18 protein-coding genes and 1 other RNA gene are annotated in these 22,802 nt (G+C 39.0%); 3 read left to right on the top strand and 16 right to left on the bottom strand.

Going from position 1 to position 22,802, the window contains the following annotated elements:
- Nucleotides 1-36 precede the first annotated feature (36 nt).
- The 8 genes from BFM98_RS13750 to BFM98_RS13715 all read right to left on the bottom strand — a co-directional run bounded on the left by BFM98_RS13750 (nucleotide 37) and on the right by BFM98_RS13715 (nucleotide 8,701).
- Entirely contained in the window at nucleotides 37-1,173 is a 1,137-nt protein-coding gene (locus BFM98_RS13750) for a THUMP domain-containing class I SAM-dependent RNA methyltransferase (protein WP_048389991.1), read from the bottom strand.
- A gap of 3 nt (nucleotides 1,174-1,176) precedes the next feature.
- Nucleotides 1,177-2,922, bottom strand: coding sequence for a GGDEF domain-containing phosphodiesterase (locus BFM98_RS13745; RefSeq protein ID WP_066037671.1), 1,746 nt, complete (start codon nucleotides 2,920-2,922; stop codon nucleotides 1,177-1,179).
- A gap of 483 nt (nucleotides 2,923-3,405) precedes the next feature.
- An RNA gene (gene rnpB, locus BFM98_RS13740) (RNase P RNA component class B) lies at nucleotides 3,406-3,786 on the bottom strand.
- A 60-nt stretch (nucleotides 3,787-3,846) separates the two neighbouring features.
- Nucleotides 3,847-4,143 (bottom strand): cell division regulator GpsB, encoded by a 297-nt coding sequence (gene gpsB, locus BFM98_RS13735; protein ID WP_004269307.1) that lies wholly within the window; start codon nucleotides 4,141-4,143, stop codon nucleotides 3,847-3,849.
- 121 nt (nucleotides 4,144-4,264) lie between these two features.
- The gene (locus tag BFM98_RS13730; protein ID WP_254660037.1) at nucleotides 4,265-5,485 is read right to left on the bottom strand and encodes a ribonuclease H-like domain-containing protein; all 1,221 of its coding nucleotides are present in this window, start codon (nucleotides 5,483-5,485) and stop codon (nucleotides 4,265-4,267) included.
- A 185-nt stretch (nucleotides 5,486-5,670) separates the two neighbouring features.
- A complete protein-coding gene (locus BFM98_RS13725; protein ID WP_066037669.1) occupies nucleotides 5,671-7,938 on the bottom strand; it encodes a DEAD/DEAH box helicase in 2,268 nt (755 codons plus the stop codon).
- The gene (locus BFM98_RS13720) at nucleotides 7,913-8,296 is read right to left on the bottom strand and encodes a YppE family protein (protein WP_066037668.1); all 384 of its coding nucleotides are present in this window, start codon (nucleotides 8,294-8,296) and stop codon (nucleotides 7,913-7,915) included. The genes BFM98_RS13725 and BFM98_RS13720 overlap by 26 nt, the downstream gene beginning before the upstream one ends.
- A gap of 207 nt (nucleotides 8,297-8,503) precedes the next feature.
- A complete protein-coding gene (locus BFM98_RS13715; protein WP_004225568.1) occupies nucleotides 8,504-8,701 on the bottom strand; it encodes a hypothetical protein in 198 nt (65 codons plus the stop codon).
- A 380-nt stretch (nucleotides 8,702-9,081) separates the two neighbouring features.
- Between BFM98_RS13715 and recU the strand changes: the two genes are divergently transcribed.
- Entirely contained in the window at nucleotides 9,082-9,726 is a 645-nt protein-coding gene (recU, locus tag BFM98_RS13710; protein WP_048389981.1) for a Holliday junction resolvase RecU, read from the top strand.
- A 2-nt stretch (nucleotides 9,727-9,728) separates the two neighbouring features.
- On the top strand, nucleotides 9,729-12,407 hold the full coding sequence (locus tag BFM98_RS13705; RefSeq protein ID WP_066037667.1) for a penicillin-binding protein 1A: 2,679 nt from the start codon (nucleotides 9,729-9,731) through the stop codon (nucleotides 12,405-12,407).
- A gap of 191 nt (nucleotides 12,408-12,598) precedes the next feature.
- On the opposite strand, the gene BFM98_RS13700 is transcribed toward BFM98_RS13705, so the two are convergent.
- From BFM98_RS13700 to BFM98_RS13670, 7 genes are all read right to left on the bottom strand, one after another.
- Nucleotides 12,599-12,913: a YpoC family protein gene (locus tag BFM98_RS13700; RefSeq protein WP_066037666.1), complete on the bottom strand. Its 315-nt coding sequence runs from the start codon at nucleotides 12,911-12,913 to the stop codon at nucleotides 12,599-12,601.
- The gene (gene nth, locus BFM98_RS13695) at nucleotides 12,910-13,572 is read right to left on the bottom strand and encodes an endonuclease III (RefSeq protein WP_048389975.1); all 663 of its coding nucleotides are present in this window, start codon (nucleotides 13,570-13,572) and stop codon (nucleotides 12,910-12,912) included. Before nth ends, BFM98_RS13700 begins: the two co-directional genes overlap by 4 nt.
- A gap of 12 nt (nucleotides 13,573-13,584) precedes the next feature.
- Nucleotides 13,585-14,313: a DnaD domain-containing protein gene (locus BFM98_RS13690; protein WP_066037665.1), complete on the bottom strand. Its 729-nt coding sequence runs from the start codon at nucleotides 14,311-14,313 to the stop codon at nucleotides 13,585-13,587.
- Between the two features lie 77 nt (nucleotides 14,314-14,390).
- On the bottom strand, nucleotides 14,391-15,686 hold the full coding sequence (gene asnS, locus BFM98_RS13685; protein WP_048389973.1) for an asparagine--tRNA ligase: 1,296 nt from the start codon (nucleotides 15,684-15,686) through the stop codon (nucleotides 14,391-14,393).
- Between the two features lie 28 nt (nucleotides 15,687-15,714).
- Nucleotides 15,715-16,908, bottom strand: a complete 1,194-nt coding sequence (locus BFM98_RS13680; RefSeq protein WP_048389971.1) for a pyridoxal phosphate-dependent aminotransferase — start codon at nucleotides 16,906-16,908, stop codon at nucleotides 15,715-15,717.
- A gap of 16 nt (nucleotides 16,909-16,924) precedes the next feature.
- Nucleotides 16,925-17,407, bottom strand: a complete 483-nt coding sequence (locus BFM98_RS13675; protein ID WP_048389969.1) for a cell wall elongation regulator TseB-like domain-containing protein — start codon at nucleotides 17,405-17,407, stop codon at nucleotides 16,925-16,927.
- A 318-nt stretch (nucleotides 17,408-17,725) separates the two neighbouring features.
- Nucleotides 17,726-19,150, bottom strand: a complete 1,425-nt coding sequence (locus BFM98_RS13670; RefSeq protein ID WP_066037664.1) for a tetratricopeptide repeat-containing diguanylate cyclase — start codon at nucleotides 19,148-19,150, stop codon at nucleotides 17,726-17,728.
- A 322-nt stretch (nucleotides 19,151-19,472) separates the two neighbouring features.
- Here BFM98_RS13670 and BFM98_RS13665 point away from each other — a divergent pair, with 322 nt between their 5' ends.
- Nucleotides 19,473-21,320 carry a multicopper oxidase family protein gene (locus BFM98_RS13665; protein ID WP_083225378.1) on the top strand — a complete coding sequence of 616 codons (1,848 nt, stop codon included), beginning with the start codon at nucleotides 19,473-19,475 and terminating at the stop codon, nucleotides 21,318-21,320.
- 60 nt (nucleotides 21,321-21,380) lie between these two features.
- Here BFM98_RS13665 and BFM98_RS13660 read toward each other — a convergent pair whose 3' ends face one another.
- Nucleotides 21,381-22,631, bottom strand: coding sequence for an MFS transporter (locus BFM98_RS13660; RefSeq protein ID WP_054550762.1), 1,251 nt, complete (start codon nucleotides 22,629-22,631; stop codon nucleotides 21,381-21,383).
- Between the last annotated feature and the right edge of the window lie 171 nt (nucleotides 22,632-22,802).

The following is a 22,802-nucleotide window of genomic DNA, read 5'->3' as shown; positions in this document are numbered from 1 at the left end:
AAGATAAGAAAAAATCTTATCTTCCGTTACTATTCGTTAATCTCTTTTAGACTTTTGACCCCAGAACTGATAATAATTTGTTTCAATAAAACCATTAAATAATTTACGTTTTTTCGTCGCTTGGCGTCCATATAATTCTTCAAAATTCTTCATGGAGGATAGCATATATACAGACCAAGTTGGATAGTTTTTCATGACCTTCCCAACATCGCGAATCACCTGTTCCACGACTTCCACATCACCAATACGCTCTCCGTACGGCGGGTTCCCAATCATGACACCATCCGTTAACTGTGTTGTAAAATCACGTGCTTGCATTTGCTTAAACGTGATTAACTCTCCAAAGCCTGCTTCCATTGCGTTTTCTTGCGCAATGCTGACCATACGGTGATCAATATCGGAACCAATAATTTCTAAAGGCTGATCATAGTTCGCTAAACTATCTGCTTCATCACGAACCGTATCCCAGATTGCAGCTTTCATCCATGGCCATTCCTCAGAAATAAATTCTCGGTTATAGCCTGGAGCTATATTTTGTCCAAACATCGCCGCTTCCAATGCAATAGTACCAGAGCCACAGAATGGGTCAACAAACGGGCGATTTGGATTCCATTTTGAAATTTGTACAAGTGCAGCTGCTAATGTTTCTTTTAATGGTGCCTCACCTTGAGCCTGACGATAGCCACGCTTATGTAGGCCAGCACCAGATGTATCAATCGTTAGTGTCGCCACATCTTTCAAAATTGAAACCTCAATTTTGTAAGTCGCTCCAGATTCATCTAAAAAGCCAAGTCGCTTATAATGCTGTTTCATTCGCTCAACGATTGCTTTTTTGGTAATGGCTTGACAATCAGGTACACTAAATAATTTCGATTTTACGGACTTTCCTGAAACAGGAAAAGCAGCGTCCACTGGTAAATACTTCTCCCAAGGGAGTGCCTTTACACTTTCAAATAATTGTTCGAACGATTTTGCTGGGAATTGCCCAACAACAATCTTTACACGATCCGCTACACGTAGCCATAGATTGGTACGTGCAATCGCCGTTTCATCGCCTTCAAAATATACTTTGCCATTGTCAACGGTTGTTTCATAGCCAAGTGCTTTTACTTCTTGTGCCACAATAGCTTCTAAGCCCATTGCTGACGTAGCTACTAATTGATAGTTTGCCATAGATTATTTCCTTCCTTGATGCTCAATTTCCCAATACTCCATAAACTCCATCAATTCGTTTAACGGGAGTGGTTTGCTGTAATAATAGCCTTGGATAATATCACAGTTCATTTTACGTAGTATATCCACTTGTTGTGCTTGTTCTACACCTTCAGCAACAACTTTCATTTTTAAGCGATGGGACATTTGAATAATCGCATCTACAACTGCCTGTTTTTCATCGAGTGATCCAATATGCTGGATAAAGCTACGATCAATTTTTAAACAATCTAATGGGAAGCGAACCAAATAGCTTAAGGATGAATAGCCAGTCCCAAAATCATCGATTGAGATTTTAAAGCCTAATTGTTTTAAACGAACCAATTTACTAACTGTCTCATTGGCACTGTTCATCACCGTTCGCTCTGTCACTTCTATTTCAAAATTGTTAGCTGGCATATTATAGCGCTCTAATATTGTTTGTATCGACTCCAAAAATTTCTGCTGTTTAAAGTGAATGCTCGAGATATTAATGGCGACAGGTGTTTTCCAACCATATTGTTGCATTTGAATGACTGCCTCACATGCTTTTTCGATAATAAGCTCACTTAATGGAATGATTAGACCTGTATCCTCCGCATAAGTGATAAACTCAGCAGGCGAAACAAAGCCTAGCCTCTCGCTATTCCAGCGGACTAGTGCTTCTAAACCTTGAATCTGCTCATTTTCCATAGAAATCTTTGGCTGAAAATGTAGCTCAAATTCACGGTTTTCTATTGCTCTTCTTAACTCAGAATCTAGCAATAGCACTCGTTGTGCGTCGGTTTGCAGTTCATCAAAATAGAAGGAATAGCCGTTTAATTCATTCTTTTTTGAATAAGTCATCGCTCTATCTGCACAATTGATCAGTTCTTCTGTGTTTTTACTATCAACTGGATAAACGCTAATACCAATACTTGTAGAAATAAAAACTTCCTGATCATTTATCATCATTGGCTGTTCAATACTACTAATAATTTGTTCAGCAAATTTTGCAGCCTCTTTCACATTTTTCACATTGGTTAATGTAATGACGAATTCATCTCCGCCATATCTTGCAATAATATCTTTATTTTTCAGTAATTTTTTTAGTCGATTTGCGACTTCTATTAAAATTGAATCTCCAACAGCATGGCCTAATGTATCATTAATTTGCTTAAATCGATCCAAATCTAAGAAATAGATCGCATGCTGCACTGAATGAGAAATAGCAGAAGTCGATTCCAAGAGATTATCCATTCTTTCGATATAGGCAAAACGATTGGATACATCTGTTAATGAATCCGTGAGCAAACGCTTTTCTAATTCATTTTCTACTATTTTTCTTTCAGACAAATCTGTGAAAATACCACAGTAATTTGTAACCTCACCCTCATCGTTGGTTACACAAACAATTGTTAACCATTCAGGATATACGTCTCCAGTTTTACGACGATTCCATATCTCACCTTGCCAAATGCCTTCTTGTCGTATCTGCTCCCACATCTCTAAATAGAACGGCAATTCATGTACACCAGATTGTAAAACGGCTGGCGTTTTTCCAACCACATCATCACATGTATAGCCTGTCACAAATTCAAAGGCAGGATTAACCATTACTATTTTTTTGTATTCATCAGTAATCATGATACCTTCAGATACATTTTCGAAGATTTTAAGTATTAAGGAAGTCGGATATTTAGATATCAGTTTCAGTTTATCCGTACTTTCCCAATTGTTTACTCCGTTCATGTTTCCGCTCCATCCTATCTCTCTATACTCCCTCTCAGAAGGGCATTTACGTCAGGCCAACCACTATGTAATCTATTACGCTCGGTGTAATTGTCACTGACGCTTCTCTTTCGTGCAATGAATGCGTCCAGATTTTTCGAATTTGCTCGAAAAGCGCCTCAAGTAAATCTATGACAATCGCCGAAGGCATTCTCTTGATAAACAGGTAACCATACACCTAAACTGATAAACCATTTATAGAGGTGGTTGTTATACCTGGCGTTTGCTTACAATACAAGTATGTGAGCAGTCAAGATCAATACATCACATTGATGCTATAACCGTTTTCAGATGTTGTGACTTAGAAGCGGTAGCGATACTTCTCAAACGTATAGCGCATACCAAGACTTGATTAACAAGGTTACTTTTTCCTCATGAATTCAAAATAAAAGCTCTCCACCGAATTGGAGAGCGCTTGTTATTTCGTAGATAAGCATCAAAAAATTCCATAAGCCATGTTTTGTTCCCGAGTACTCAAACAGCTTGCGCCTCGTACGATCAGGTGGTAATCATCTATCTACAGAGCAAACTCTGTCCCTCTATCCGTTCAATTCCTTCTAGAGAGTGCCCCTACCATAATTTGGGTTTCTCACTCGTGGGGTTTACCTCGTTCCACCTTGCAAGTTTCCAAGCAAGCTTCGTCACTGTGGCACTTTCAGGAAGTGTCAACCATATCCAGAGGACTTAGGTTTTCCTTCCGCCGTCAGCCTTAATAGCTGCCTTACCTTATTTTTTCAGTAAGCACGAACACTACGGTCATCTCAGAACCGTGCGAGCATGGACTTTCCTCTACGACGTCTAGCGCCGCAGCGATTACCAGAATTTCGTGATGATACGAAAGATTATACTAGAGTTTTATGTTAAATACAATATAATTGACTAAATTTATTCGTACAGCTTGCTACCAAATACATGTTTTTCTAAATTAGAAAGACGTTTTAAAATATCAAAATTCGTTGTACCAGCTGCCGCTGAAGCAACCGGTTGTCTCTTAGGTGTGCTTTCAATTTCTTCTTTTAACTGTCTATTTTCTTCACGTAGTTGGGCCACCACTTTTTCAAACGTTTCATAGTCTTGAATAATTTCATCAAGAAAAGAATCTACTTCTTCTACATTGTAGCCTTTAAAGTTCTTTTTAAATTCCTTTTCAAGGATCATTTTTGACGTTAATTTAATGTCCATTCACATCGCCCTTCCTCACACTACATACACGAATACATTATAGCATACTTCATCACATTATATCGTCTGAAAATACTAATTGTAAGGCTAAACTTGTCGTTTCACGCGCTTACCCACGAATTTATTTCTTATTTCCTAATCTGTGTAGTCTCTTTTCCCAAGAAATTTCCCATTTTTGTTTTTGTTCTGCTCTCCATTGCCCATTATTTCGAATGAGACGTATGCCTTCTTGCGTATAATAAAGGGCCTGCTCATAATCCTTCATTTGGTGCTCATAAAGTATGGCTAGCTGCTCAAGGGCATGTAACTTTGTCCTTGCTTCAACAAAATGAAGGGAGGCCACGAATGAGTCAATAGCTTCACTATAGCGTTTATTCTTCTTGTGCTGTAAAGCTAAATAATATTGAGCATTGCCCGCTTCTAGCGCATCAAATTTTGATGTCACCTTTTCTAAAATCCTCACACTTTGTGTGCTTTCTCTTAAATCACCATACCATTTCCCAATGTTGGTGAAAGTTTTTGCTGATTCTTCATGGTCCTGCTCGAACAATAAATACGTAGAATGACTATACAGTGTGATAAGTGATAGTAAATCCCACTCATTATGATGCAAAACCTTTATAAGAGCATCTGGAATGCCACTTTTTACTGCATCCAAATAAATAATAGGTGCGAGATGGCCTGGAATATCCCCTTTACGCCAAAAACCAAGCTTTTCTTCCTCGACAGATTTTAATTTTAAGCGCTCCATATCATTTTTCCATAAACGCTTCGAACTATGCAACAAATCGATCTGTCGCTGAGAGCGTAATTTTGGTAAGGTTTTTTGATGCAATGTCCATCGTGTTTCAAGCTGTGGCCAATCAAAGCTTTTCCCATTATAGGTAATCACAGTAGCTGACTTTTGCCAAAGCTTGGATTCAAATAAGAAGGCTGCTTCATGTGCAGGATCTGCCATAATATATTGTGTGAGGATAAAGGATTCTTCAGCTACCTCTAAAAATCCAAGCAAAAAAATATGGGTCCCAACACCCTTTAAACCTGTTGTTTCCGTGTCAAAAAATAAGACGGACTCTTCCATATCTAGCGCATAAGGATGATCAAACTCAGCATCTTGCCATTTTTTCAGGGCTTCAAAGAATGATTGCAGTTGATAATGTCCATGCTGATAGCTAAACGGATAGCTTACTTGACGCTTAAATACGATGCCGAAATCATTTTCAACAACCGTTAGTCCCGCCTGTTTCCATTGCTCTGTATAGCTTGGCCTAGCAGGCTTTTGGAACGCTAGTTCTTCAACTTTTTTGGCGGACATCGGTTTTTTTCCCAGCATTTTTTTCATTTGTAATATTTTATTTTCGTAAGACATGAATTTCACTCATTTTCTGCTTATTGTATAAGACATCTCTCTTGCAAGAGTAACATGATTGTTAACCTCATTCAAAATATTCTTCGAGGAAAATCGATTTACCATGAATACAAACAAGAGGGTGAAAGAACATATTGGCGTTCCTCACCCTCTGTTTACTATGCCATTAATTGTTGCAGTAATTTAGCTACCTTTCCTTTTGTTTGGAGCAATGATTCTTGTGCCCCAATACAGGAAGGACAGCCTGATTCACATGCACAATTTGTAACATGCTCATATGTTTTCATGATTAGCTCTTCCCATAGTTCATATACCTTTTCACTTAAGCCGATGCCACCAGGATACTTATCATAGACAAAAAACGTTGGCCGCTCATTATGTGTGGCCTTCACCTGTGGTACAACGGCTACATCACTACTATCACATTGAATAAACAAAGGAATGAAGGCATTCATCGCGTAGGCTACCCCAGTCATAGCATCTGTTAGCTCTTCCTCTGTCCATTTATCTGGTGCTGTAAACGATAGCCACGAAGCACTGGTATGCATTTCATCTGGTGGTAAATGTATAGGTCCTGAGCCAATATTGTCATGTGTGCCGAAGCGTATTTTCTTGAAAATCGTTGCTTGTGCAACTAAGCCAACATCGCCAAAGCAGATTGTTCCACCTGCATATGAACGGTTACGATCTTCCTCTAAAACTTTCATTTCAACTGCTAGATTGGCATCTGTATAGTAATCAACATCTACTTCACGTACGTAGGCTTTCTTTTCTTCCCAGTCAAGCTTCTCTACTTGGAACTGAATGCCTTGGTGCAAGTAAATGGCTTCTTCATGCAAGAGTGTCATGGCACTATGACGATCCATTTCACCAATAACCTTTGTCTGTGCAGGAATGGTAAGATCAATAATGACTACATTTTCTTGTGACGCTGAACGTAAGCTAATATCATGCGCCGGAAAACGATCACTCATCCAATGCCATTTATCACTCGTCTTAAAAACTACCCCTTCTTCTGCTAAATACTCCAGCAATTCTTGTATGTCATATTCTCCATACGTATCGCCTGTTGAAAAAGGTAGCTCGAAGGCAGCACACTTCAAATGATCCATTAAAATCAGCATATTTTCTGGATAAATACGTGCTTCCTCTGGTGTACTGCCTAGTAAAAATAGTGGATGATTGACTACATACTGGTCCAATGCGGAAGATTGCGCAACATAAATAATCAATGCCTCATCCTGACGTCTCCCTGCACGTCCTGCTTGCTGCCAAGCACTCGCAATATTTCCTGGGTAACCTGTCATAATACATGCTTGTAATTGACCGATATCGACACCTAATTCTAATGCATTGGTGCTAACTACTGTTTGGATTGTTCCATCACGTAAGCCTTTTTCGATGACACGTCGTTCAGATGGCAGATACCCACCTCGATAGCCACGTACAGATTCATCGAGCAGCTTATTACGTGTAAGTTCCTTTAAATAGGTTACAATCATTTCTACTCGTACCCTACTTTTGGCAAAAATAATGGATTGAATGCCAGCCGTGTACAACCTCTTAGCTAAATCACTTACCTCTAATACAGCACTTCTACGCACGCCAAATGTTTTATGAATAATCGGCGGATTATAAAAAAGAAAAGTTTTCTTACCAACTGGAGCACCCGAATCGGCAATGAGCATGTGTGATTCATTCGTTAGCAGCTCAGCAAGCTCTTTAGGATTTTTTATGGTAGCCGATGTACAAATAAACACTGGTTTACTCCCATAAAATTCACAAATTCTTTTTAATCTCCGAATAACATGCGCCACATGGGAACCAAACACACCTTTGTATGTATGCAATTCATCAATCACAATATATTGTAGATTCTCAAAAAGTGAAACCCATTTTGTATGATGCGGCAAAATCCCCGAATGAAGCATATCAGGATTCGTCATCACGATATGCCCTGCCTTACGAACCTTTTGGCGAATGCCTGGAGCCGTATCTCCATCATAGGTATAGCTTAAAATCTCCTCGCCGCTTTGCTCAATGAGCTCATTCAAATCATTTTTCTGGTCCTGTGCCAGTGCCTTTGTTGGAAATAAATAAATGGCACGTGCATTTTTATCCTCCATTATTTTTTGTAGCACTGGCAGATGATAGCAATAGGATTTACCTGAAGCAGTTGGCGTAACCGCTGTAAAAGATGTACCACTCTGTGCCAAATCAAATGCCTCTCGCTGATGTGTATAAAGCTGCTCAATCCCTCTTGTCTGTAAGGCTTTCACTAAAGAAGGATGTAAATTCCTAGGAAATGGTGCATAGTTAGCTGGACGCCCCTCTAATGTTTGCCAATGCAGGATACGCTCTTTAAGTTCTTCATCATATCTCCACTCATGTAAAAGCTCACTAATCGTTCGTTTCTTCGATAGCATCCTTTTCTCCCTCCTTAACTAATCGTTCAAATATTTTCAAAGTATAGGAAGTAGAATGGATAGCATCTAAAAAGCGTTTTTTACTTGTTTCTTTATAAAAAGATTGCACAACAAATTGCTCCATCGATTCAACGACTGAAACAATTTGTTGCGTATGCATATATTTTGGTCGATTTTTTTGAATCCATTTATTGGCTTCTTGCTGCCATACCTTTAAAAGTTGATGAATTTCATCTGCATGTGGCTTTACCTCTTGAAAAAAATCAGGTGTTCGATCTTCCTCACGCATTTGCCAAAAACGTGAAACACACTGATCACATTCATCTATTAATTTGGATGTTTGCTGGATAACTAACAATTTTGCACCTCATCTCTCAACAATTATACATAGCAAATATATTTCGGAGTGACGGCATATACATGGTGAGTATGTTTTGTTCAGCTCGTCAGCTATGGAAATATCACTGTTTATGACACCTATTTACCACACCTTTATGGAAAATAATGTATCAATCTTCATGCTATTGCGTTAGTTCAATTGCTTATAAGATAAGTGTACCAAAGTCTATGATTTTTCACTACTAATAGGCGAACAAGCATTCTTTACTTGCCAGTTCTTTTCTGCTAAGCTTACTTTCTGGCTAACCGCTTTAAGTTGCATAAAAAAATGCAAACTATGAGCATTGTTTTCCAATGACACTCTCGTGAAAAGTAATTGATTGACCAGATCTAACTGCGCAACTAATTGTTCTAACTTGTTCAAAATAACGCCTCCTTTGCTTTACTTTAGTATTCCTCGTATGTATAGAATTACCTTCAGGCGTGACAAAATAAGCGTAAGTTAGCTGAAAGAAGAAGATTTTCGATAAAATTTTAATAGTGAACCTCTGACCAAAAAAATCGTCATGAATGAAAGGTTGCTGTGTGAGTATATTTTCATCCCAATGACCTATTTAAATTTATCAGTTATTTTGACGATTCTAGTAATAATAAAGCTGGCGATTTTTCGACGCAAATTATTCATACGTACCATTTGTTTTCTACTATTCTAGTAACAATTTCATGAATGATGGAGGTAGAGAACAGCTATTAAAACATGGTAAACTAGTGGATAGAAAAGCAGTAAGGTAAAGGGTGAGTTTAATGACAATTCGTTATCCAAACGGGAAATTGTATACCCCAAATGCTTCTGTACAGAAAACAGAAAAAAAGAGCAAAAGCAAAGATTTATCTTTTAGTAATCGCGGGAAGACGCTAGAAGATGAAATTAATGAAGCAAACGACTATTATATAAAAAGGCGACTTGCTATCATTCATAAGAAACCTGTTCCTGTGCAAATCGTCAAAGTAGAGTACCCTTCACGAAGTGCTGCAGTCATTCGTGAAGCTTATTTTCGAACACCCTCTACAACCGACTACAATGGTGTTTGGAATGGGCATTATATAGATTTTGATGCAAAGGAAACGGCTTCCAAAACAAGTTTCCCCTTAAAAAATATTCATGAGCATCAAATGACACATATGCAGCAAGTGACGGAACAAAATGGTGTGGCTTTTATTATCGTTCGTTTTTCTGCTTTTGAACGATATTTTATTGTGCCATACAAAGTTTTACAAAAGGCCTGGCAAGCAATGGAAAATGGCAATCGTAAATCGATACCCTTTTCGATCATCGAAGAAGAGGCATATGAAATTCCTACGAGCTATTATCCGCGTATCGATTATTTACCCATCATCCAACAATTGATTGATGCAAAATGCTACGGGTCTGAAAGTGAGGAGAAATAAGAATGACTGAACGTCGTCGAACACGTGGAGAGCATCAAAAAGCTCTCGCTGAAAAAAATAAAAAGAAAAAAACGAAACCAGCCTCATCCGCTAAGACATGGTTTAAACGCATTTTCTTAACAGTCTTAGCCATCGGTGTAGCAGGCTTAATTGGAGGAGGTGCATTATTTGCCTTCTATGCAAGCACGGCTCCAGAGCTCGATGAAGAATTACTGAAAGATCCTGTTTCTTCAGAGTTCTACGATAAAAACGGTGAATTATTTGCAACAATCGGTGCTGAAAACCGTAAATATATAAAATATGAAGATATACCTGAAGATATGATCAATGCTATTCTGGCTACTGAAGATGTACGCTTTTTTGAGCATCATGGTATGGATTTTTATCGGCTAGGCGGTGCAATCCTTGCAAACTTCCGTGATGGCTTTGGTGCGCAAGGTGCATCAACTTTAACACAGCAAGTAGTCAAAAACTCATTTTTACAAAACGAGAAGAAATTAAAGCGTAAAGCACAGGAAGCATGGCTTGCCTTCCAATTAGAGCGTAAGTATACAAAAGAAGAAATTTTTGAAATGTACTTCAACAAAATGCTTATGTCAGGTCGTATCTATGGCTTCGGCACAGCCGCACAATACTTCTATGGTAAAGAATTAAAAGATTTAACATTAGATGAAGAAGCACTATTAGCAGGGTTAGTGCAACGACCAAATGCGTATAATCCATTAAAAAACCCTGAGCTTGCAAAAAAACGACGTAATACCGTTTTAGGATTAATGTATCAACACGGAAAAATTTCTAAAGCCGAAATGGAAGAAGCCAAAAAAGCAGAAGTTCAATCAGGTTTAGCGGATGATGCAACACGTCAATCATTTGCAGGTTCCAAATATGATGCCTTCCTGGATATTGTTATTAATGAATTAGAAAATAATGGTGACGGTTCGGCAATGGCAGAAGGAATCAAAGTCTATACGACGCTTGATCCAAATGCTCAACAAGTTGTAGAAAATGTGATGAATGATGATAGTAATTTCCCAACTGAAGATATTCAGTCAGGTGTGGCGGTCGTTGATACAAAAACAGGTGCCATTCAAGCCGTTGGTGGCGGTCGTAAATATGGTGCAGAACGTGGCTGGAATTATGCCGAGGACTTAACAAATAATCAACCAGGTTCCACAATGAAACCGTTAGTCGACTATGGGCCAGCAATTGAATATTTAAAATGGTCTACAGGTCAAACACTTGTCGACGAACCAATGAACTATACAGGTACAAAGCAAACAATCACAAACTGGGATGGCAGATATATGGGTGCCATGACTGCACGTAAAGCATTATATGCTTCACGGAACGTTCCAGCTGTCAAAGCATTACAGGAGGTTGGCACAGAAAAAGCCAAGGAATTTGTTGGACGTTTAGGAATTGAAACAGAAAACCTCTATGAGTCCGATGCAATTGGCGGTGGTGCTATTACTATCTCTCCTATTCAAATGGCAGCTTCCTATGCTGCTTTTGGTAATAACGGGGTTTACACAGATCCACATTCGATTACAAAAATTGTTTATCGAGATGGTAAAACGTCTAAAAACTATACACCTGAGTCTAAAGTGGCTATGAATGATTATACGGCTTACATGGTAACAGACATGCTACGTGATGTAGTCGGCAATAAGCCTGATGCCTCAGGAACTGCAGCCAATGTGCCTGGCTTGGATATCGCAGGTAAAACAGGTACAACTAACTATTCAGCAGAAGACTTTAACAAATATAATTTACCGAATACAAGTGTGCCAGATTCATGGTTTGCTGGTTACACAACTAACTATTCCATCGCTATATGGAGTGGCTATGAAAAACACTTTGATCCAATTACAACGTGGGAAGAACGTCGATTACCACAAAACTTATTTAAGACGATTATGCAAGAAATTTCAGCGAATGTTGAGACAGCTAGCTTCAAAAAGCCAAGTACTGTTGTAGAAGCAACGGTGGAAGTAGGCTCTAAACCTTTAAGATTGGCAAGTGACTATACACCTAGCGAACTACGTCAAACAGAGTTATTCGTTCGCGGGACTGAACCAACAGAGGTTTCTGAGGTCTATGAGGCGCCAGAGCTATCTACACCTTATAATGTTTCAGCAAACTTAGATTTAGGAGCACAGTCGATCAATATTTCTTGGGAACATGATGCCATCCTAAATCCAGAAACCGATGAACCATTACCAACTTCATTTGAAGTTTCTGCCACACGTGAAGGTGGAGAAACGGTTGTCCTTGGCACAGCAGACACGAAAGGCCTAACTGTTGCTAACACACTTGAAGATGGTAACTATACAATCTCTGTCGTAGCCATTGTAGATGGCACACGCAGTGAGCCTGGGACAACTACCTTCCAGATCACAAGTACCCCTGAGGAAGATTTGGAAACGGAAGATCCAGATGAACCAGATATTGATTTACCGATTGATCCTGGTCAAGAGGATAATGATCAAGGTAATAACAATAATGGTAATGGCGACAACGGTAATAACAACAATAATAATGGTAATAACGGGCATGGAAATGGCAATGGGCATGGAAATAACGGCAATGGTGGAAACAATGGCAATAATGATGGAAATCAGCAGCCAACACCTCCTACCGAGCCTACCAACCCAAATGAAGAAGACCAAAGCTCAGAATAAAGAAAAAAACCGAGAAGCAGTTCATTCACTGCTTCTCGGTTTTTTGTTTTTTTATTGATGAAGGGCTCTGAGGAGGCTATCCGTCAGTTTTGACGGTCTATCCTTCACTCTACAAGGTCTATCCGCCACTTTTCGCGTTCTATCCTTCACTTTACATGTCCTATCCACTTTTTATACTCTATCCATCCACTCTAACTTTTACTAGCTTGAATCCGCAGTCGTGCTGTGCGCTTTTTCGTTTCTTTAAATAGCTCATCTAGTTGACGATAGCATGCATATTGACCTGGCTTAGCTTTAATAAAGGCTAATCGCTCAACCCCATTAATCGGTAGCACTTCATCGCCTGCAGCTTGCACAAGTTGTTCAAATAGCTCGATGGCATCTTCCATTAGCCCTTTTGCCAGTCCATTTCTTGCATCATGTGCTGTATGGATAGCGGCTTGTAGTGAAGTCCATTGGGCAAACCATGCATCTACTTTTTCTTTTGCAATGGCTTCACTATTCATGCTTCCTTCACCATGCCTTTCTTTAAACGCTTTTGCCCTTCACGACAATCGTCGAGTAAAGGGCAAGTACCACATCCAGGATTTTGTGCCTTACAATGATAACGTCCAAAGAAAATTAATTGGTGATGCGTTTTTGACCATTTGTCCATTGGCGTTTTCTTCATAATCGTTTCTTCCACTTCAAGCACCGAATCTTTCCATCGACAGAGCCCTAGGCGTTTGGATACTCGCTCCACATGGGTATCCACTGCAAGTGCTGGAATATCGAAGGCTACTGAAAGCACAACATTGGCCGTTTTTCGACCTACGCCTGGTAATGTCACCAATGCTTCACGTGTTGCAGGGATTTCGCCACCGTACTCATCTAGTAAACGTTGACATAGAGCCTGAATGTTCTTCGCCTTATTGCGATAAAGGCCAATAGAGCGAATATCCTGTTGCAATTCCTCTATGGAAACAGCTAAATAATCTTCTGGTGTTTTATATTTTTGAAATAAGGTTTTCGTTACTTTATTGACTAGTACATCTGTACATTGTGCAGATAATAATGTGGCAATCGTTAGCTCAAAAGCATTGTCATGGACGAGCTCACAATGTGCGTCGGGAAACATTCGATCCATTTCTTCTAGACAATGCTCCCACTGTTTTTTCGTTAACAAACTGGATGCCCCCTATTCTCTTTCTTCCAACCAATTATAAAAAGGAACTCTACCCGTTGATTGCGTTTCTTGTTGAACTGTTCGAGCTGGTGCTCTGTTAAATGTCTGTTTCTCACGGAACTGTTCACTTTGCTTTTGTGCGGCTTGAGGTGTCGTAATATTTTTCTTTTTCCATTCTAATAAAATGCGATCAATATAGCGAATACTCAATTTCCCAGCAAAGACAGCCTCCTTTAGCGCCTCTTTGATGAGTGCGGGACTATGCTTGTCCTCATCAAGCCAGCATCCAATTTTTTCAAGTTCTAAAGGAGATAAAAGACGCCCCATTTCCTCTTCAAAAAGACGGAATATCTCCCCTTCTTCTTGCTGAAGTGTCACTGCCGTTTGTTGCTGCTCTTTCATATCAATCATCCGTAAAATGCGCTCCCATAGCGGGTATACGGAATACTTTTCATATAGCTTGCCACCCGCGTCGACATCTCGTGTAATTTCAAGAAAACCCTTCTGCATTAATCGCTGTAAACGGGATGTGATGTCATTATCAGACATTGTGAGACGATTTTTTAGATCATTAGGTGTTGGGAAGTCATTCTCCTCCATATGAAAGGCCAATAAGTGCATGACAATCAGTGCCTCTTCATCCTCCATGTTTAACTCCTTATAAAACTGAAAAAAAAGCTGTGGAATGGGAATCATTCTCTGCTCAGTCCATGTACGGAGTCGATGATTATTTACGTTCATTATTCTCCAGACTCCTTCTTTAAGTAAGTAGAAAAGCCGCGTAGATAGTTCACTACGCGACTTTTAAATTGATTAGCTTATGGATATAAGCGGTTTAGTAAACGTGGGAATGGAATTGTTTCACGGATATGCTCTGTGCCTGAAATCCATGCTACAGTTCGCTCTAACCCTAGACCAAAACCTGAATGTGGGACAGAGCCATGTTTGCGAAGCTCTAAATACCAAGCATAGGCATCTAATGATAGGTTATGCTCTTCCAGACGTGATTTTAATAAATCGTAGTCATGGATTCGCTCTGAACCACCAATAATTTCTCCGTAACCCTCTGGTGCAATTAAATCTGCACATAATACAACATCATCACGATCTGGGTGTGGTTGCATATAGAACGGTTTAATACCTACTGGGTAACAAGTAATAAATACTGGTTTGTCAAATGAATTCGCAATCGCTGTTTCATGAGGCGCACCAAAATCATCGCCCCACTCAATATCGTCGAAGCCTTGTTCGTGTAAAAGCTTAATCGCATCATCATAAGAAATTCGAGGGAATGGCGCTTTAATGTTTTCAAGTGTTGATGTATCACGGCCAAGTCGCTCTAGATCTAATTTGCAGTTTTCAAGTACAGATTGTACGATGTGCGCTACATATTGCTCTTGTACTTCTAAATTTTCTTCAAATTCTACGAATGCCATTTCAGGCTCAATCATCCAAAACTCGATTAAATGACGACGAGTCTTAGATTTTTCAGCACGGAAAGTTGGACCGAATGAGAAGACTTTTCCTAAAGCCATCGCAGCAGCTTCCATGTAAAGCTGACCAGATTGAGATAGATAAGCATCTTCATCAAAATATTTTGTATGGAACAGCTCTGAAGTACCTTCAGGCGCAGAACCTGTTAAAATTGGTGGGTCCATTTTTGTAAAACCGTTGTTATTGAAAAATTCGTATGTAGCGCGAATAATTTCATTACGAATTTTCATAATGGCATGTTGTTTACGAGAGCGCAGCCATAAATGACGGTTATCCATTAAAAATTCTGGACCATGTTCTTTTGGTGTGATTGGGAAATCTGTTGCTGCATGTAGTACCTCGATACCAGTTATAGCAAGCTCACAGCCAAAGCTTGAACGTTCGTCAGCTTTCACCTCACCAATCACATACATAGAAGTTTCTTGCGTCATCCCTTTTGCCGTAGCAAAAATTTCTTCGCCTACTTCTTCTTTCACTACAACGCCCTGTACAAAGCCAGAGCCATCACGTAGCTGTAGGAACGCGATTTTTCCACTTGAACGTTTATTGGCTAACCAAGCGCCAATTTTGACTGTTTCACCGATATGCTGTGGCATATCTTTAATCATAATTTTTTTCATAGAAATCCTCCAAAGTTGACTAGAAGGATTAGTCTTGCCATTTTGATTTTACGAATGTATCAATACGACGGACTGCCTCTTCTAATAAGTCTAAAGATGTAGCATAAGATAATCGCATAGTAGTTGGTGTACCGAAGCCAGAGCCTGGAATCACTGCTACGTTTGCTTCTGTTAAAATATCCGCAGCAAATGCATCTACTGAATCATAGCCAGTGTGAGCCATAGCTTCTGCTACGTCCGGTAATAGGTAGAATGCACCCTGTGGCTTTAATACATGGAAGCCAGGAATAGCACTTAACTGTGGATAAATTTTTTCAAGACGAGATTCAAATGCCTGACGCATTTCCTCTACCGCATCCTGAGAGCCATTATACGCCTCCACAGTTGCATATTGTGCTGTTGTTGTCGCATTAGATGTTGAGTGTGATGCAAGGTCAGTCATTGCTTTAATAATGTCTGTGTCACCTGCAGCATATCCAATACGCCAGCCTGTCATAGAGTGAGATTTTGCCACACCATTAACAACGATTGTACGTGCTTTCACTGCATCAGAAAGCTGTGCAATTGAAAAATGCTCAATACCATTGTATACAAGCTTCTCATAAATTTCATCTGACACGATTAAAATATCTTTTTCTTCTGCAACAGCAGCAAGTTCTGCAAGCTCTTCACGAGAATAAATCATGCCTGATGGGTTACTAGGAGAATTAATAATCACTGCTTTTGTCTTGTCTGTCACAGCTGCTCTCAGTTGATCCGCTGTAATTTTATAGCTTTGTTCACGTGTACCTTCAACATAAACTGGTACGCCGCCAGCTAATTTCACTTGTTCTGGATAAGACACCCAATAAGGGATTGGAATAATAACCTCGTCGCCTTCATTTAAAATCACTTGGAATAGCGTGTATAAAATATGCTTTGCCCCTACACCAACAATGATTTCATTTGGCTGATAGGTAAGGTTATTGTCGCGTTGAAGCTTATCAATAATGGCTTTTTTCAGAACTGGAAGTCCGCCAGCAGGTGTATATTTTGTATACCCTTTCTCCATTGAATCAATGGCAGCATTTAAAATATTTTGAGGTGTATTAAAGTCTGGTTCACCAGCTCCAAGACCAATCACATCAATACCTTGCTCTTTCAATGCTTTTGCTTTTGCAGTAATCGCTAATGTTGAAGATGGTGTTAAAGTTTTTACACGTGTTGCTAATAAATTTTTCATTCGGGATCTACTCCTCTTATAAATTCGTAATGCGCTTCCACCAGTCGCCATCCTTAAACAGAATATAGACATAGTTGAGCTGGTCGTGGTCGTTCAGATATGTAATTTCCCAAACTGCGCCAGGCTCCTCATAGCCTAATTTCATGTGGAGGACTTTTTGTACATTTCCTTCATTTTTAAAAACCGATAATGCTTGCTTTTCCGTAATACCATCTTCTAATATCACTTCCTGAATGGAATCCTCGTCTAGATTCGTCGGAACAAAGACAGCTTTTTTATCACCGTATTCGTCTACCCCGAACACAGTAACATACGAATGTTTGCCATTATATGTGTAGGACTCCGATACAATTGCGAGGGCTTTGGCATCGAGTGCCAACTGTTCAGCCTGCTCTTCAATTGAACGGAACGGAGCCTCGGCTTTCCAGAGTACTAAAATACTAATGACAAGTGACAACGAAACAATAAAGACAGAAATGAAAATTAACCAGTTTTTCATCTATTCACCTTATGTTTCACATCGAGCTGTTTTGGCATAACACATAGCTGATGCATGTGTGTGTCTATAACTGTGTAACCATTCATTTTGCTTTCCATTTTGTCAACCTGCTTTCTTTCCTCATACCACAACATTATACAACAATTTTGTGCTGTCGTGTTTCTTAATTTCATATATTGTACGTTGCTAGAACAACGTTTTCAAACAATGACTACAGTAAATTTCATTTCACCTCTTAGAAGCCTCGTTTTGGGCATAAAAAACATGGTCCTATCACAAGAAAAATTCCTATTTAACTATGTAAATAGGAACCTGTCATTATGATAATTCGTATAGCACACAGCTAGCACGGCCATTCGCCTTTGCTTGGTATAAACAGCTATCCGCTTGCTCAAATAGCTCTTTGTATTGATAGTTTTTCTGATTATTCACACAAGCACCCATACTGACCCTTAAGGGATAACTTTGCTGTTCCTGTTCGAGCTTTAGTGAGAGCAAATAGGCATGTGTGTTATGGACCAATGTTTTGATATAGTCCTTCTGAGAATGCCTCAAACAAAGGATGAATTCATCTCCGCCATAACGAATAATTTCCACATCTTCATCCTGTAAAAAATCCTTCAAGCTGTTAGCTAAAAGCTGTAAAATCATATCTCCAAATAAATGACCATGCGTGTCGTTAAATAGTTTAAAATAATCGACATCCAAAACCGTAATACATACATAGGATTGTGTTATTTCGGCTGCATTGAGCCATTCCTGTAGCTCATAGTCTAAAAAATGTCGATTTAAAACGCCTGTTAATGGATCATAATGTGCTTTTTTCTCAAGCTTTTCCTTTTGACGCTTAAATTCTAAGTTCATTACTTGTTGTAATAAATTTGCAACACTCATTTTTTCCGAGAGATCAATATATTCACGCTGTACATCAAAAATTTCATCTCGCCAATCCAATTGATACAATACATTTAACAGTAAGCGCATCACTTTTTTTGTAATTGGCTTATCTCCATAAGATCGGGCAAGATCTATGGCTTGTTTATAATAAAATACAGCTTCTTCAAGCTTTTGCTGTTTTTCAAATAAAAAACCGTAGCCAAACAATGCCGCTACTTTTTCTCGTTTATGATGATGAATAATAGTAGAGGATAACGTACTGTCCAGCAATGCCTTCCCCTTTTTAAAATCCCCTTCTAAAATATACACATCTGCTAAATTATTATTAATACGAATATCATGTAATTTTGCTAGATCAGGCATTGTTCTAGCAAGAGATTTATTATATTCTCTAGCTAATAGCCCTGCTTGAAGTGCTTCCTTTGTACAGCCCTTCTCTACCTCTAAATAGCACAGATTATTATGACAGCGAACAAGCATGACAGGATCTTGTAGCTCCTGTGCATAGGCGATAGATTTTTTCGTCATCTCCACCGTTTTTTCACGGATACCAACTAAATCATAGATTAATGACATTACTAAATGATAATGCATTAAATCTTTTGTCGTACCATAATTTTGACAAATGGCCTCATAATCATGAATAAGATTAACCATGCTTAATGTGTCACCTAAAGAATGGTGAACTAATATTTTTTGATAGTACAAATCCATGACATATGGATAGTTATTACTCTCTAATGCGACTAAAAGACCTTGATCAGCAAGCTTTAGTGCTTTCGTTAAATACCCCTTTGTGCGCATCTCCATTATCGTTTTATTTAATTCTTCTAATGTTAATTCCACCGTTTCACCACTTCTCCATACCCCATATCATCCAGTTTACTTTGTGCTTTCTCAATTATAAGACATATGTATTCACTTAGTCCGCCTTTTTCGTATGATACCAACTATTACCTACAACGCAAAAATCTTTTGTGATGATTGTTTTAAAATCTTACATCTGTTTGCTTGAAAGTGAATCATCTTATCTCATCATAATATGTAGGTAATTTTTTTATGTCTTTACACATTTTTCTCCATTTTTGTCCTCGTTACCTGTTGTTTTTACCCATATGATGAGTTAATTAGCTTTTTTAGTATCGAAAAGGGACGTGATGTTGTGAGTATGCAAATTAACCCTTCTGATCCAGCAACGATTCCAAAATTTGTAGATGAACTTCCAAAACCAATGATTGCTAAACCAAAATACAGCAGAGGGCAACAGAAGAATGATTATTACGAATTGGTCATGATGGAGGGCCAGCATCGTTTTCATAAGCATTTTCCAAACTCATTAATTTGGGGCTACAATGGGCTTTACCCAGGGCCAACCATAGAAGCTTCTAAAGATAAAACTATCTATGTGAAATACAAAAACCAGCTGCCCTTACAGCACTTTTTACCAGTAGATTTTACGCTTCATGCTGCAAACGATTCACAAGAAGTAAGAACAGTTACTCACTTACATGGTGCCAATGTGGATTGGCAGAGTGATGGCCATCCTGAAGCATGGTACACAAGAGACTATCGGCATACTGGTCCAAAATTTAATAAGGAAATACATGAATATACGAATCATCAACCTGGCACTACCATGTGGTATCATGACCATTCCATGGCTTTAACACGTTTAAATGTATATGCAGGATTAGCAGGCTTTTATTTACTGAGGGATGCCCTTGAGGAACGCTCTAATTTACCATGTGGAGACTATGAATATCCGATTTTAATTCAAGATAAAACGTTTAATGAGGATGGCTCATTGTTTTATCCTGACGAACCACCCTTTCCCGTGCCTGTTCATCCCTCTATCACACCAGGCTTTGTTGGCAATACGATAGTGGTTAACGGAAAACTATGGCCTTTTTTAGATGTTGAGCCACGTAAATATAGATTTCGTTTACTAAATGGCTCTAATCGACGAGGCTATGTCATCAGTCTTTCCAATGATCAACCAATGTTTCAAATTGGTACAGATGGCGGTTTCTTATCAGCACCACAACTTATCCAATCTGTCGAGTTGCTGCCAGCTGAACGCACGGATGTCATTATCGATTTTTCAAGCTGTGCTGGACAGGAGATTACCTTACTTAATACTGATACCGATTTCAGTGATGAACACACAAACGTGATTATGCAGTTTCGAGTAACTTTACCTTTGAAATGTGAAGATACAAGTGAGATTCCAGAAAGACTTGCCGTTTCTATGGATCTACATCCACACCATGCACATATTGAAAGACAACTACCATTGACGGCGACTACCGATGAGTTTGGTCGACCTATGTTGCTTTTAAATGATCGTATGTACCATGATCCAACAACGGAAAAACCTTCTTTAGATAGTGTGGAAATCTGGAGCTTTATTAATGCTACACCCTTTATCCATCCTATTCACCTGCACCTCATTCAATTTAAAATTCTGGAACGAAGGCCGTTTGATTTAGAAATCTATCAAAATGAAGGCATCGTACAATTTACAGGGCCGCCTGAAGAACCAAGAGACTATGAGCGAGGTTGGAAAGACACTGTGAAGGCTGACGCTGGAAAGGTGACAAAAATTATTATGCATTGGAAAGATCATGTCGGGAATTATATGTGGCATTGTCATTTCCTTGAGCATGAGGATCATGATATGATGCGACCCATTCTCGTTATGAAAGACGTCCATGCTGTTCAGCAGCCTCATGCAGCAGTAGAACATCCTGTAACACATCAAGAATCAACAGCTCCCACAAATCCTTCAAATCCTACAAGTACTACCCATCATAGTGAATCTTCAGCACCACTATTAAATGAGGTAGAACACTCACAACTTGAGGAAGAAAAGGTAGTCTCACCTCAAGAAGAAGAATCCATTACTATTCATATAGGAGATAATACACAACATATGCCAACGCTACTGTTTCCAACCCATCCTACCAATACTCCTACGAGCAGGCATAGGCCTCGTCAAAGAACCCGAAGATTTTAGCAAAGTACGCTTTACAAAGAAAACTACCAATGAAAAGGTGGTTTTCTTTGTTCTAGCAATTTATTTGACCTCCAATCGCCATATTCTTTTCGTTACGAAAGCTAATAATAATACACACACAGAGATTATAAAGACTGGTATATAGATGTTGGCTTGAAAGAACTCAAATAGCAACCCATACCCCATCTGCCCAAGTGGTGCCATACACTGTGATACTGCCATCATAATTGCCATGACTTTCCCTAATTGTTCATTTGGTGTTTCTTTTTGCACAAGGGTCATTACGTAAATGGAGATAATCGTCATCATCATCGCAATGATAAGAGCACAACCAATAAATAAGCTATACGATGGATAATAGCCAATTTGAAGGGCGCGAGGGAGCACAGACATAGCCATGGGAATTACCAAAAAGGCTGACATCAATACCCAAATATAGAGGGTGTGAATACGCAGCTTTTTTGCAAAGTACCCCATCGTTAACGCGCCTAAAATCGTCGCAAAATCAATAATCCCCATTCCTATTCCATACAATGTATCACTACTTTTCATCGTGACACGAAGAATAATAGGCACACCAACGATAAAAAGTGGAGTCAATAGTAAATTCAATAAAGCAGCAAGTAGCGTACATTTTAAAATAAAAGTTTGCTTCACCACATAAGTAAAACCTTCTTTCATGTCTTTGATTAAGGTCGGCATCAAATGACCATCATAGCTACGTTTCACAAATGGGATTGTCATAAACATTTCTACAATAGCCGTAAAGAAAAATAATAAACCACTTACTATGACGAGAAGTTTGAGGCCAAGCATTCCATATAGTATCCCCCCTAGCACAGGTGCTGTCACTCCTGCTAATGCCTGGACCCCATTGACGATCCCATTAGCCTGCTCAAGCTTTTGTTCGCTAACTAATAGCGGAATACTAGCCATTACAGCTGGCGTGTACATGGCACTAATGAATGAAAGAAGCACCATAACCAACCCAATCCATAGCACAGAATGATTGTCTGTTAGTAATACAATAAAAAAAATCAATACAATGCCACTACTGATAAAATCAAATAGGACCATTAAATTTCGCCGATTAAAACGATCTGCTATAGCGCCACCAAATGGTGTAAGTAAAACAGGAAGGCTTGAAATAGCGAAAAGCACAGCAAAAAGATCTGCCCGTCCTGTTATATCTAAAACAAAAAGTGAAAGAGCAAATCTTAAAAGCGCAGAGCCTAAAATAGAAATAATCTGCCCAGCTACCATAATGATAAAATCTTTCGAAAAGCCTTTTTCTTTGACTAGCATTTCCATATAAAAAACACCCCTTATTATTTTTAGACCGACTGTCGGTCATTTAATATGTTAAAAAATTGTAGGCACAAGCTTCTAGGACTTGCCCTACAAATTAGACTGACTGTCGGTTTATAAATAGTATATGTGAACTCCCCAAAAAAAGGAACATATTTTTATATCTTCCTTTTT

This window comes from Lysinibacillus sp. AR18-8, assembly GCF_001705465.1.
Classification (GTDB): Bacteria; Bacillota; Bacilli; order Bacillales_A; family Planococcaceae; genus Lysinibacillus; species Lysinibacillus capsici.
The sequence above is the reverse complement of the archived record's forward strand: the minus strand, read 5'-3'. Positions and strand labels throughout refer to the sequence as shown.

Bases quoted from the DNA above. Each gene is read 5' to 3' on its own strand.
- BFM98_RS13750 (WP_048389991.1), bottom strand. From the start codon at position 1,173: ATGGCAAACTATCAATTAGTAGCTACGTCAGCAATGGGCTTAGAAGCT.
- BFM98_RS13745 (WP_066037671.1), bottom strand. From the start codon at position 2,922: ATGAACGGAGTAAACAATTGGGAAAGTACGGATAAACTGAAACTGATA.
- gpsB (WP_004269307.1), bottom strand. From the start codon at position 4,143: ATGGACATTAAATTAACGTCAAAAATGATCCTTGAAAAGGAATTTAAA.
- BFM98_RS13730 (WP_254660037.1), bottom strand. From the start codon at position 5,485: ATGAAAAAAATGCTGGGAAAAAAACCGATGTCCGCCAAAAAAGTTGAA.
- BFM98_RS13725 (WP_066037669.1), bottom strand. From the start codon at position 7,938: ATGCTATCGAAGAAACGAACGATTAGTGAGCTTTTACATGAGTGGAGA.
- recU (WP_048389981.1), top strand. From the start codon at position 9,082: ATGACAATTCGTTATCCAAACGGGAAATTGTATACCCCAAATGCTTCT.
- BFM98_RS13705 (WP_066037667.1), top strand. From the start codon at position 9,729: ATGACTGAACGTCGTCGAACACGTGGAGAGCATCAAAAAGCTCTCGCT.
- BFM98_RS13700 (WP_066037666.1), bottom strand. From the start codon at position 12,913: ATGAATAGTGAAGCCATTGCAAAAGAAAAAGTAGATGCATGGTTTGCC.
- BFM98_RS13690 (WP_066037665.1), bottom strand. From the start codon at position 14,313: ATGAACGTAAATAATCATCGACTCCGTACATGGACTGAGCAGAGAATG.
- asnS (WP_048389973.1), bottom strand. From the start codon at position 15,686: ATGAAAAAAATTATGATTAAAGATATGCCACAGCATATCGGTGAAACA.
- BFM98_RS13680 (WP_048389971.1), bottom strand. From the start codon at position 16,908: ATGAAAAATTTATTAGCAACACGTGTAAAAACTTTAACACCATCTTCA.
- BFM98_RS13675 (WP_048389969.1), bottom strand. From the start codon at position 17,407: ATGAAAAACTGGTTAATTTTCATTTCTGTCTTTATTGTTTCGTTGTCA.
- BFM98_RS13665 (WP_083225378.1), top strand. From the start codon at position 19,473: ATGCAAATTAACCCTTCTGATCCAGCAACGATTCCAAAATTTGTAGAT.
- BFM98_RS13660 (WP_054550762.1), bottom strand. From the start codon at position 22,631: ATGGAAATGCTAGTCAAAGAAAAAGGCTTTTCGAAAGATTTTATCATT.